This is a genomic window from Chitinophagales bacterium (genome assembly GCA_019638515.1).
In the GTDB taxonomy this organism is placed as follows: Bacteria; Bacteroidota; Bacteroidia; order Chitinophagales; family LD1; genus UBA7692.
On the sequence record JAHBTS010000004.1, the window covers coordinates 138,379 to 151,181 of the forward strand.

Sequence of the window (12,803 nt, forward strand, 5' to 3'; positions counted from 1 at the left end):
TTGTTTGGTAATACCCTATTGGAGTAAGCACCTCTTTAAAAGGTTACAAAAAAATTTAGTGCCGTTTTTTACTATTTCCACACCTCTACATTTAGTTTAACTTCGCCATTGTAAAACAAGCATGAAAGAAAAAATAGCCGGAGTTATTGGCACGGGAAGTTTTGGTTCGGTAATAGCCAATTTACTAGCCGAGAATATACGTGTGTTTTTATACGGACGCACACCGGAAACTACCGAACAAATTCGCGCTACCAGAATGTTGCACGGTTATGCCCTGCATGAGCGAGTTCATGTAGCGGAGTCGCTGGAAGAGGTTGCCGAAAATTGTTATATTATCTTTCCGGCCGTTCCTTCGCAACATTTTAAATCTATGATTCGCGACTGCTCGCCTTTTCTTCGTCCGGATCATATTGTTATTCACGCCACCAAAGGTTTGCACACGGAGTTTGATTTAGATACAGCCACAGCCGAAAGCATTTCGCTTAAAGAAATAAAAACCATGAGCGAACTTATTCGCGAAGAAACCGGAGTGGTGCGCGTTGGCTGCCTGGCCGGACCCAACCTTGCCGCAGAGCTTGCAGAGCACCAGCCGGCAGCTACCGTTATTGCCAGCCGATTTGATGAGGTTATTCGCGAAGGACAAGGATGCCTGCGCAGTGACCGCTTTCAGGTTTTTGGAAGTAAAGATTTATTGGGAATAGAACTTACCGGAGTGCTTAAAAATTATGTTGCTTTAGCATCAGGCGCCCTAAGCGGTTTGGGCTATGGCGAAAATGCCCGCGCCATGCTTATTACACGCGGTGTGGCAGAAATGATTTATTTAGGAAAAGCCCTAGGTGCCGATAAAAAAGCTTTTTTAGGAATGGCGGGTATTGGCGATTTAATTGCCACTTGCTCTTCTCCAAAATCAAGAAATTATACCGTAGGCTACCGAATTGCCAAAGGTGAAAAGCTAAACACCATTCTTGCCGACTTGGGCGAAGTGGCAGAAGGTGTGCGCACACTTAAAATCGGAAAACTAATTGTAGATAAAGTAAAGCAACCGGCTCCCATTCTTCTTTCGCTCAACAAAGTTTTTTTTGAAGACTGGGACATGGAGCGCGCCATTACTTTTTTAATGCGCTATCCGGTAAATGAAGATGCCGAATACTTGAAGCTATAAACGATGTGCCACAAAACAATTAGCTTCGCATTTCCTAATTCCAATATGTGTTATTGCTTATTTAGTTTTTTATTTTGAACACTGCACTCATTCAACATTTAGAAACGCTTCCAAAAGAGCATTTGGAAATACACTTGGCAGCATATCCGTGGTTTGCCGCTGCGCGTGCCGTGCTTGCAAAAAAAGAGTCTTCGCAAGCATTGGTACAGCAAACTGTTCCATATGTAAAAAATCGAGTTTGGTTTAAAAACTATTTGCTGCAAACCGAATCTGCCCCGGCTAAAGAAAAAGAAACGGTAGAAGTAGCAACTCCGGCAGAAGCCATTCTTTATACGCCAAACGAGCAATCTATTGCTATTGAAGTTGATAATACTCTGGCAGAAGCCGCGGCTCCACTTAACTTAAATCTCATAGCTCCTCCAACTCCCGAAACCGAATTGGTTGATTCACCCGCTATTGAACATACAGAAACCCAGTTGCAAATCGAAGCCGAAACAACAGATGTAGATTTGGTAGAAAGTGCCGCTCATAAAACTTCGGTTGAAGCAATTGAACCACCTGCAATACAAGAAGAAAATATAGCCGAACAATCGTTTTCCGGCTGGCTGGCTCATTTTAGCACCGAAAAAGATAAAAAAATATTCATCGCTGCTCCTGCGCCAAAAGCCAAAGAAGAAAAGCCCAAAAAAGACGAACTGGAAATGCTTATTCAAAGCAATATTCCATATACTGCTTTAGAAAACAAAATAGAGGCCGAAACCCACTATTCAAAAGGGTTGTCGGATTTTATAGCCACTCAAAAACGCCAGAAAAAGCAGCAACTTCCTTCGCCCGATTTCGATGAAAATTCGCGGCTTCCAATTACAGAAACAATTGCTGTTTTGTTAGAAAAACAAGGAAAAACAAAACAAGCTATTCTTGTTTATGAGCAGTTGTGTTTGAAGTTTCCGCTTAAAAGCACTTATTTCGCAGCCCACATTCAAAAATTGAAACAAAAAATTTAATTGAAATGTATATCGTAATTACAGTTTTCATCATTATAGTTTGCTTATTGCTTTCTTTAGTAGTTTTAATTCAAAACCCAAAAGGTGGTGGACTTTCTTCTTCTTTTGGCGGTGTTGGCCAACAAATTTTGGGCGCTCGCAGAAGCACCGATATGGTAGAAAAAGCTACTTGGACTTTGGCTATTCTTCTTTTGGTTTTTAGCATTGGCTCTGCATTTTTTATTGATAAACGCTCTGCCGTAAAATCTAAAACCCAAGTAGAAAAGAGTGAAGTAGAACAGCAAATGGCAAACCAGCCTTTTAATCCTGGTGCATTGCCACAAGCTGCTCCGGCTCAAGGCGCTCCGGCACAAGCTGCTCCGGCAGAAAACAACGCTGCTCCAGCAACTCCGGCTCAGTAATTTTTTCCCCTTTATTTTTTATGGGGCACCATCATCATCACGATCATGTTCATTACCACAGGCAGGCCAATGAACGAAGTACACAAATTGTTGTAGTTATTTCTGTGGTGGCTATGCTTTTAGAGTTAAGCGTAGGCTACAGCACCAAATCTGTTACTTTAATTATGGATGGTTGGCACATGCTTTCGCACGTGCTGGTGCTGCTTTTGGCATGGGCTGCGTACTTATACATTCGCCTGAGCAAAAGCGAACTTACGCAACAAAAAGAGCAGCGAATTTTAGCGCTCAGCGGTTTTGCCAGTGCCGTTATTTTATTGATGGTTACCGGCTTTATGATTTACGAAGCCATTGAGCATTTTATTAAACCCGAAGTAGTTGTTACTAAAGAGTCTTTTTTTGTAGCTTTCTTTAGTTTATTGGTAAATGCTGTTAGCGCTTATGTGCTTCACCGCGAGGAAGAAAAAATGGACCTAACGCTAAAAGCCGCATACATACATGTGTTGAGCGATGTGGTTTTAAGTTGCATGGCGCTGCTTTCTCTTTCTGCCATTTATTTTGCCAACATCATTTGGTTAGATCCGCTACTCGGTTTGGTTGGTAGTGCCGTTATTTTGCGCTGGAGCATTGGCTTAATTTCAAAATCGTGGAGAGAGGCGCTTTCTTAATTTTTTATGGCTCGTATAAAAGTTGATTTACATCCAATCTATAACAACAACAAAGCCATAGACAAAGCTTTGCAAGAAGCTTTTGACGATGCTGTGGAAAACAAGATAAGAGAAGTAGAAATTATACCCGGCAAAGGCAGCGGGCAACTACGCAAAAAAGTAGAGCGTTTTTTACAACAGCCACATATAAAATCTAAATACCACCGTATAGAAAACGACAGTAAAAACTTTGGTAGATTGTTTGTTTATTTCCGTTTCGAAAAATGAGTCTCCAGCAAACCAATACCATTCTTTTTGAAGATAACTATTTTGTTGTTGCCAATAAGCCGAGCGGCATTGCTGCCATACCGGAGCGCAATGGCGATAGAGAAAAATCTTTTGTTGGGCAGTTAGAAAAAACCTTGGGTCCTTTATTGGTGGTGCATAGAATAGACAAACAAACCAGTGGTGCTTTATGCTTTGCAAAAACCGAAGAGGCACACAAAGCACTCAATATTTTGTTTGAAGGCAGAAACATAGAAAAAGAATACTTAGCCGTGGTTAAAGGAAATATGTTGGAAACACACGGGATTATCAACGAACCTTTGGCAGAAAATCCGGCACGCCCCGGCACCATGAAAATACATCCGAAAGGAAAAGAAGCTATTTCGGAATTTTGGGTAAAAGAAAATTTTAGGCATGCCGCCCTGCTGCGTGTAAATATTTATACCGGCAGAACCCATCAAATTCGTGTTCATTTAAAATCTATTTCGCATCCGCTTTTAGTAGATGAAATTTATACCGATACAAAGGCTTTTTATATTTCTTCTTGTATTAAAAAATTTAAGCGAAACGAAGAAGAACCCGAGCGCCCAACCATTGCTCGCCTAACGCTTCACGCAGCTTCTCTTTCTTTTACACATCCCTTTTCTCAACAAAAAATTTCGGTAGAAGCTCCTCTTCCAAAAGACCTAGAAACTTTACTCAAACTGTTGCGCAAAAACGATACGTAATGTTTTTGTTTTTCTTCTTTACATGTGTTGAAATCGGTTTCCCTTTTTTCCTTTTTAGTTTTTCTATTTTTCGCCTTTCTTTTAAATATGAACAAACAAACCGAAAATATTGTTTCGCTGCACGATAAGCAGTTTTCAATTTTTATTGAAGAAGAAAAAATTTTGGCTGCCGTAAAATCTGTTGCAGAAGAAATAAACCAGGCATACGAAGGAAAGAAACCGCTTCTTATTCCTGTGCTAAACGGTTCGTTTATGTTTACTGCCGACCTCGCAAAATTTTTAAATATAGACTGTGAGTTTTCTTTTATTAAAGCAAGTTCTTATTCCGGCACAAACTCTAGCGGATCGCTCCAAGAAAAAATTGGTTTAAGTGAGAATATTTCGGGAAGGCATGTAATTATTGTAGAAGATATTATTGATACCGGAAATACTTTGGCTCGCCTTCTTCCTGAAATGGAATTGCAACTTCCTGCTTCTATTAAAATTTGCTCTCTTTTATTTAAACCAAAAGCGCTGAAAGCCGATTTAAAAGTAGATTTTGTGGGTTTAGAAATTCCTAACGATTTTATTGTTGGTTATGGTTTAGATTACGATGGCTTGGGAAGAAATTTGCGTAATATATATAAGATAGTATAAGCCTTTCTATCTTTTTGTTCAGTGTTTTATCCATTTCTTTTTTCTCCACAAATTTTTTGTTGAAACCGTTGGTTTTTATGTGAATAAAAGTTGAATTCGCGGTGAAATTTTTTTTGTGCTTTTCTAAAAAATTTTCTTCTCGGTTTTCCTTTTTTTAGTGTGGAATAAAGTTTAGTAATATCAACATGCTACAAAGTAAATTGTGTGCAATCTTTTTTCTTCATTACTATGTTAGTTAGCTTTCAACAGTATGTTAGTTGTAATTAAAAACCATTGATATTACTATATTCTTCTTGTGTAATAGTTGTTAGTTATAGTGTAATAAGTATAAAAGCAAGTGTTTGTTTTTAAAACTTTTCAAACAATACACAGCCTTAATAATGGCTGTTCTTTATTCTTTTTAAAAAGAGTTTTTTACAGTTATTTATTAAGGTGTGTATAAAGTTTAAATAGGAAAAAGTCTTTCTTTTTTTTGAATTGCTGTTAAGGAATAATTTCTCCTCTTTTCCCTAATTCAATGGCTTCTAAATTGCTTATCTTTTTTTTATCGAGTGTAAAGCGCAAAAGGGTTTTTATTTTATGAAAACCGTGTATGCCCGCAGCACCTGGATTTAGGCAAAGCATGTTTTTGTATTTTGGGTCGCGCATTACTCGCAATATGTGCGAATGGCCGCAAATGAAAATATCGGGAGGTTTAGCTTGCAGAATGTTTCTTACTCTGGAGCTGTAGTTTCCCGGATAGCCTCCAATGTGTGTAATCCAGATATCTAATTCTTCGATGGTAAAACGGTTGTCTTCAGGATATTCGGAGCGTACCGAATTGTTGTCTATATTTCCATAAACAGCTCGTAATGGCTTAAATTTTTTTAGTGTATCTAAAAGTTCAATACTACCCGCATCTCCGGCATGCCAAATCTCATCCACTTCTTTAAAGTGGTCAAAAATTTTTTGGTCTAAGTAGCTGTGTGTGTCTGAGAGTAATCCTATTTTTTTCAACTAAAAAATGTTTGGTTATTGCAATATGAATATAAGCTTGTAATAACCAATTTTAGTGGAAGAAAATTTATGCCTCAGCGTAGCTTTCTACACTTGGGCAAGTACAGATTAAATTTCTATCGCCATGTGAATTGTTTACTCTACCAACACTAGGCCAAAACTTGTTTTCTTTTGTGAAAGGTAGCGGATAAACAGCTGTTTCGCGAGTATATGGGCGATTCCAGTTTTCGTTTATTACTACTGCTGCAGTGTGTGGTGCATTTTTTAGTGGATTATTGCTTGCATCCATTGTTTTATTTTCAATGGCTTCTATTTCTTTTTTAATAGAAATTAGTGCTTCGCAAAAGCGGTCGAGTTCGGCTTTATCTTCACTTTCTGTTGGTTCTATCATAAGTGTTCCTGCAACAGGAAAAGAAACTGTAGGAGCATGGAAACCATAATCCATTAAGCGTTTGGCAACATCTTCTACTTCTATACCTACGGTGTGTTTAAACTGTCTGAAATCTAAAATAAGCTCGTGTGCAACCCTGCCATGTTCTTTACCAACATATAAAACTTGATAGTATTCTTCTAAGCGAGCTTTTAGGTAGTTGGCATTTAAAATAGCATAGCGTGTGGCATTGGTAATTCCTGCTGCTCCCAACATTTTTATATAGCCATAAGAAATAAGCAAAATAGAAGCGCTGCCAAAAGGAGCTGCACTTACTGCATTGATAGCTTTTTCGCCTCCGGTTTTTACTACCGGATTTCCGGGAAGGTATGGTGCTAAATGTGCAGCTACACAAATTGGTCCCATTCCGGGTCCTCCGCCACCATGTGGAATAGCAAAGGTTTTATGAAGGTTAATATGGTTTACATCTGCGCCAATAATTGCCGGAGAAGTTAAACCAACTTGTGCATTTAAGTTGGCTCCATCCATATAAACTTGTCCTCCATTTGCATGTATTACTTCGCAAATATCTTTTATCTTATGCTCAAATACTCCGTGTGTAGAAGGATATGTAGCCATAAGGCAGCATAAGTTATCTTTATATTGTTCGGCTTTTGCAAGTAAATCTTCAAAATCAATATTGCCGTGGCTATCGGTAGCTACTACTACTACTTTTAAACCAACCATTACTGCACTTGCAGGATTTGTACCGTGTGCCGAAGCAGGGATAAGTGCAATATTTCTATGTGCTTCTCCTTTGTCTTTTTGGTAAGCTCTAATTACTAAAAGTCCTGCGTATTCACCTTGTGCACCGCTATTTGGTTGAAGAGAAGTAGCTGCAAAACCGGTTATTTCACTTAAGTAGTTTTCTAATTCCTTAATAATTTGGGCATATCCTTCGGCTTGGTTAGCGGGTACAAAAGGGTGTAAGTTAAATTCACTCCAACTAACCGGCTCTAATTCTGCAGCGGCATTAAGTTTCATAGTACAAGAGCCAAGAGGAATCATACTTTTAGTAAGGCTTAGGTCTTTATTTTCTAATGACTTAATGTAGCGCATCAATTGGCTTTCGCTGTGGTGTGTATTAAATACAGCATGTGTAAGAAAAGGCGATTGACGAATAAGGCTTTTTTCAATAGATAATTCTACTTCTATAGCAGCCGGAAGAGAAATAGTTTTTGAGTTGTTTTTTACTGCAGCAAAAACAGAAATTAGTTCTTGCAAATCGCCAGGCAAAACTGTTTCGTCTAATGCAATGCTTACAAATCCCTGCTTAGTATAGTTGAAGTTAAAACCGGTAGCCAAAGCTTGGTTGCGAATATTTTCTAAGAGGGTATTATCTCCGTTGGTTTTTATGGTAACTGTATCAAAGAAACTTTTTGAGTGTAGTTGATAGCCGAGGTTTTCTAATTCTTTAGCTAAATAAACAGCTAAGCTATGTATGCGGAGTGCAATATTTTTAATTCCTTCTGCTCCGTGATATACGGCATACATGCCGTTCATAATAGCAAGTAAGGCTTGTGCGGTACAAATATTTGATGTAGCTTTTTCTCTTCTAATATGCTGTTCGCGTGTTTGCAAAGCCATGCGTAGAGCTGGGTTGCCATTGCTATCTATTGAAACACCAATAATTCTTCCCGGAATAATACGTTTGTATTCATCTTTTATAGCAAAGAAAGCTGCGTGAGGGCCTCCGTAACCCATTGGCACACCAAAGCGTTGAGCACTACCTACTGCGCAATCGGCTCCTAGTTCAGCTGGTGGCGTTAGTAAAGCCAAAGCCAGTAAATCGGTAGCAAGCGTTACATAACACTCTACAGCTTTAGCTTTTTCTATAAAGTTGCGGTAATTGATGGCATCTCCATCGGCAGCAGGATATTGCAATAAAGCACCAAAATAAGAGGCGTCTAATTCAATAGTTTCGTGGTTGCCAACCACTAACTCTATACCAATAAAGTTAGCACGTGTTTTTAAAACATCAATGGTTTGTGGAAAGCACAAATCAGAAACAAAGAATTTATTGGCAGTTTCGGCAACTTTGTTTTTAACACCGTAAAAAAGGTGCATAGCTTCTGCAGCAGCAGTTCCTTCATCTAATAAGGAAGCGTTTGCTATGGGGAATCCGGTAAGGTCGCTCACCATAGTTTGATAGTTTAACAACGCCTCTAAACGCCCTTGTGCAATCTCTGCTTGGTAAGGAGTATATTGTGTGTACCAACCCGGGTTTTCAAAAATGTTTCTTCTTATAGCTGCGGGAGTGATGGTGCCGTAATATCCCAAGCCAATATATGAGCGGAATACTTTGTTTTTAGCAGCAACCGACTTTAAGTTTTTGAGGTATTCAAATTCACTCAACGCAGCAGGAATGTTGAGGGTGTCTTTTTTGCGAATGTTGGCCGGAACAGTTTGGTCTATAAGTTCATCTAAAGAGTTTACGCCAATAGCAGTAAGCATTTCTTTTTCAGTATTTACGGCAAATGTTCCAATGTGGCGGTTAATAAAATTGTCGGTAGAAGAAAGTGATATTTTCACGGCAAAAAGAATTTAGTTTTTGAAAAAGCGCTGCGAATATAAAAGAAGCTATCGTGAAAAAAGAGGGCTTACTTCTTTGGTTTTAGAGAAAAGGAGAGATAAGAACAGAGGAGGGTGTTATTTCACCAGAAAAAAACTTTAAAAACAACACATAAGCCATTAAAAACCATATTTATATATGTTGTGTTTATTTATTATTCAATTTTCTAACCGGGTTTAAGAAATATCGGAGACTACTTTGCGCTAGGGGTTAGCTTCCGCTTGTTCCACGTGGAACATTTTGCTTTTTTATCTGAGTGGATGCTCTCTATTTTGTTCCACGTGGAACAAACCAAAATCTAAGTTCTAAAATCTAATTTCTGTATGTACCTTTGCGCTTTATGTTTCCAGAATACGATGTAATTGTTGTTGGTGCCGGACATGCCGGCTGCGAGGCTGCAGCGGCTGCCGCTAATTTAGGCTCTAGGGTTTTATTGGTTACAATGAATATGCAAACCATTGCGCAAATGAGTTGTAATCCGGCAATGGGCGGAGTTGCAAAGGGACAAATAGTTAGAGAGATTGATGCGCTGGGTGGTTATTCTGGAGTTGTTTCTGATAAAAGCATGGTTCAGTTTAGAATGCTGAACCGCTCTAAAGGTCCCGCAATGTGGAGTCCCCGCACTCAAAACGACAGAATGTTGTTTGCTGCCACTTGGCGCGAAATGCTAGAGCAAACGCCCAATGTAGATTTTTGGCAGGAAATGATAAGCGGTTTGCTAGTAAAAAATGGCAGGGTGTGTGGAGTGCGTACTGCTATGGGTTTAGAGGTTAAGGCTAAATCGGTAGTGCTTACCAATGGAACCTTTTTAAATGGGCTTATACATATAGGTGAAAAAAGTTTCGGAGGCGGGCGGGCTGGCGAAAAAGCTGCACACGGAATTACAGAACAATTAGTGGAGCTCGGTTTCGAGGCCGGAAGAATGAAAACCGGAACGCCACCAAGAATAGACGGAAGAAGCCTTGATTATGCCAAAATGGAAAGGCAAAACGGAGATGAAAACGCAGTTGGTTTTTCCTACAAACCTAATACAAATCCTTTTGCAGGATCATCGGAAAATAGCACTCAGCAAAAAGAACAGCTGCCCTGTTGGATAACATATACCAATACCAAAGTACACGATATTCTCCGAACAGGATTCGATAAATCACCCATGTTTTCGGGAAGAATTAAAGGGCTTGGTCCGCGCTATTGTCCATCGGTAGAAGATAAAATAGACAGGTTTGCAGATAAAGACCGCCATCAAATTTTTGTAGAGCCGGAGGGATGGAATACCGTAGAGATATATGTAAATGGCTTTTCAACCTCATTGCCGGAAGATGTTCAATATAAAGCTTTGAAAGAAATACCCGGATTTGAGCACATGAAGATGTTTCGCCCGGGATATGCCATAGAGTACGACTACTTTCCCCCAACCCAACTTTCATACACTCTCGAAACAAAACTGGTGAAAGGTTTGTATTTTGCCGGACAAATAAACGGCACCACCGGATATGAAGAAGCTGCCTGCCAAGGCTTAATGGCAGGCATAAATGCACACCTACAAGCAAACGAGAAGGCCCCCTTTGTGTTAAAGCGCTCCGAAGCATACATTGGAGTGTTAATAGATGATTTAATAAACAAAGGAACCGATGAGCCGTATAGGATGTTTACATCGCGGGCGGAATACCGCATCTTGCTTAGACAAGACAATGCCGATCTTCGCCTTACGGAATTGGGTTATCAATTGGGCTTAGCAGACGAAGAAAGATGGGGTCGCGTACAACAAAAGCAACAATCTATTAGTGAAACACTAAAGTTTATTCAAAATTATTCTGTAGAGCCAGAAGCCATAAATTCACTGCTGGTAAGTGCAGGTTCTGCAGAAATTAGGCAAAAAACAAAACTTGAAAAGATACTCCTTCGTCCACAAATAGATTTACAAATGCTCATAAGTGCTATTCCGGAGGTACAGGTGTTTTGCCAAAAATACGAATCTGAGTTTTTAGAAAGTGCCGAAACAGAAATAAAATATGCTACTTATATAGAAAAAGAGGTTGAAATGGCAGATAAGATAACCCGGCTAGAAAATATAAAGCTGAATCCCACGTTTGATTATTCAACATTGAAAGCCCTTTCGATGGAAGCAAGGGTTAAATTGGCAAAAATTAAACCCGAAAGTATTGGACAGGCAAGCAGAATAAGTGGTGTTAGCCCGGCAGATATTTCTGTATTGTTGGTTCACATGGGAAGGTAAAAGACTAAAAAGAAAGAGTTGACAGCCAAAAAGAATATACAGGATAAGATAAAGCTACTTGTTTATGTGGTTGCTCTGGCAATTTTTGTTGCCTCCTGTGCGAATGAAGTAGCACCAACCGGAGGAAAAAAAGATGCCGATCCCCCTCAGCACGTATCGAGCAGCCCGCCATCCCAAACCGTAAATTTTAGGGAGAAGAAAATAAAAATACGCTTTAATGAGTATCTTGAAAACAGCTCGTTTGCAAGAACGCTTATGTCGCCACCAGCAGCAACCAATCCAAAAGTTAGAATAAATCTTAAAACAATCACAGTTACGCTTCCCGAAAACCTAGAAAATAATACTACATATATCTTGAATTTTGCCGATGACATAAGAGATATAAACGAGTCTAATCCCGTAAAGAATTTTACGTATGTTTTTTCTACCGGAGATAAAATTGATACACAGTCGGTAGGAGGAAAACTCACCGATGCTTTTACCGGAGAGCCGGTTGAAGATGTTTTGGTGATGCTTTACAAGAAGGATTCACTGAGTAGTATAAGAACAACCAAACCAAAGTATTTTGCTATTACAGATAGAAAAGGAAATTATTCTATTAACCATGTAAAACCGGAGGAGTACTCTATTGCCGCGTTGAAGGATCAGAATATGAATTTTATTTTTGACCAAAGTACCGAGAAAATAGCCTTTGTGGATGAAAGTATAAACCTAAAAGACTCGGCAATTTTGGTGCAGAATCTTCAATTGTTTACCCAACCCAATCAAAACCCTAAACTTATTGAAGCCGAGCAGACAGAGCCGGGAAAATTGCAGCTAGTGTTTTCTGGAATAGTAAAAACAATAAGGGTAGAAGGAGCGTTGGCTGAAAGAAAGCACATTTCTTATTTTAATGATGCAAAAGACACTCTTGTAATTTGGCACGAAGCGATAGATAAAAAAGAGGACACATTATATTTATTTGTAAACGATACGCTCAAAGATACCGCCAGAATCAAATTAAAACCAATTTTAATTGATTCTGCCAGAACAGCAAATAAGAACTCATTAAGGATTGATTTTCAACATGTTAAAGCTGGTAAGGCTGCACAAATTGAGCAATCTTTTTATGCGTGTGGCGTGTATGAAGCGCTTAAAATATTCTTTTCCCGACCAATAGCCGAAATAAACGATTCTACGCCCGCCATTTTTGTAAAGAATGATTCTACAGGACAGCAGCATTTCCCCAAAATGTCAATAGATGAAAAAACAAAACTTTTTTCAACTGTGGAGTTTCCAAAAGAAGAGAATAGTTTTTATACACTTTTTATTCCTCCCGGAAAATTTTTAGACATACTTGGTTTTTCTAACGATACCACAAAACTGAAATTTCAAACCAACGGAGCAGAAAACTATGGAGGGCTGAAATTGAAAGTAAATAGCACATCGTCTGCATTTAGAATTGTAGAAATATTAGATTTAGCTAATAAGAAGTTGCACGAGAGAATTTTTGTGCCAGGAGCCGTAGGTAAAACGTATGTGTTCAAAAATTTTGCAGAGGGCAATTATGTTATTCGCGTAATAGAAGATTTAAATAAAAACGGTGTTTGGGATGCAGGAAATTTTGATGAGCGATTACAGCCAGAACCCGTAAAGTACTACAGAGAAATTCCGGCACTAAAAGGTGGGTGGGAAGCAGAGTTTGAGTTAAAATTAGATTAAACTCGATA

Annotated in this window: 11 protein-coding genes; 9 read left to right on the forward strand and 2 right to left on the reverse strand. The window is 39.0% G+C overall.

The features are described from left to right. Positions 1-121: 121 nt before the first annotated feature. From KF872_08925 to hpt, 7 genes are all read left to right on the forward strand, one after another. Positions 122-1,162, forward strand: coding sequence for an NAD(P)-dependent glycerol-3-phosphate dehydrogenase (locus KF872_08925; GenBank protein ID MBX2903665.1), 1,041 nt, complete (start codon positions 122-124; stop codon positions 1,160-1,162). Positions 1,163-1,236: 74 nt separating this feature from the next. Further along, positions 1,237-2,166: a hypothetical protein gene (locus tag KF872_08930; GenBank protein ID MBX2903666.1), complete on the forward strand. Its 930-nt coding sequence runs from the start codon at positions 1,237-1,239 to the stop codon at positions 2,164-2,166. A gap of 5 nt (positions 2,167-2,171) precedes the next feature. After that, positions 2,172-2,567: a preprotein translocase subunit SecG gene (gene secG, locus KF872_08935; protein ID MBX2903667.1), complete on the forward strand. Its 396-nt coding sequence runs from the start codon at positions 2,172-2,174 to the stop codon at positions 2,565-2,567. A 20-nt stretch (positions 2,568-2,587) separates the two neighbouring features. Then, positions 2,588-3,232, forward strand: a complete 645-nt coding sequence (locus tag KF872_08940; protein MBX2903668.1) for a cation transporter — start codon at positions 2,588-2,590, stop codon at positions 3,230-3,232. Positions 3,233-3,238: 6 nt separating this feature from the next. Continuing rightward, on the forward strand, positions 3,239-3,499 hold the full coding sequence (locus tag KF872_08945; GenBank protein ID MBX2903669.1) for a Smr/MutS family protein: 261 nt from the start codon (positions 3,239-3,241) through the stop codon (positions 3,497-3,499). After that, positions 3,496-4,224 (forward strand): RluA family pseudouridine synthase, encoded by a 729-nt coding sequence (locus tag KF872_08950; protein MBX2903670.1) that lies wholly within the window; start codon positions 3,496-3,498, stop codon positions 4,222-4,224. The genes KF872_08945 and KF872_08950 overlap by 4 nt, the downstream gene beginning before the upstream one ends. An 87-nt stretch (positions 4,225-4,311) precedes the next feature. After that, entirely contained in the window at positions 4,312-4,860 is a 549-nt protein-coding gene (gene hpt / locus KF872_08955) for a hypoxanthine phosphoribosyltransferase (protein MBX2903671.1), read from the forward strand. Positions 4,861-5,343: 483 nt separating this feature from the next. On the opposite strand, the gene KF872_08960 is transcribed toward hpt, so the two are convergent. Together KF872_08960 and gcvP are read right to left on the reverse strand one after the other, a co-directional pair. Beyond that, positions 5,344-5,856 carry a metallophosphoesterase family protein gene (locus KF872_08960; GenBank protein MBX2903672.1) on the reverse strand — a complete coding sequence of 171 codons (513 nt, stop codon included), beginning with the start codon at positions 5,854-5,856 and terminating at the stop codon, positions 5,344-5,346. A 67-nt stretch (positions 5,857-5,923) separates the two neighbouring features. Further along, entirely contained in the window at positions 5,924-8,818 is a 2,895-nt protein-coding gene (gcvP, locus tag KF872_08965) for an aminomethyl-transferring glycine dehydrogenase (protein MBX2903673.1), read from the reverse strand. A 380-nt stretch (positions 8,819-9,198) separates the two neighbouring features. Here gcvP and mnmG point away from each other — a divergent pair, with 380 nt between their 5' ends. Both mnmG and KF872_08975 read left to right on the forward strand, forming a co-directional pair. Continuing rightward, a complete protein-coding gene (gene mnmG, locus KF872_08970; GenBank protein ID MBX2903674.1) occupies positions 9,199-11,094 on the forward strand; it encodes a tRNA uridine-5-carboxymethylaminomethyl(34) synthesis enzyme MnmG in 1,896 nt (631 codons plus the stop codon). Between the two features lie 18 nt (positions 11,095-11,112). After that, complete coding sequence (locus tag KF872_08975; protein ID MBX2903675.1) at positions 11,113-12,795, forward strand: Ig-like domain-containing protein; 1,683 nt, start codon at positions 11,113-11,115, stop codon at positions 12,793-12,795. Positions 12,796-12,803 lie beyond the last annotated feature (8 nt).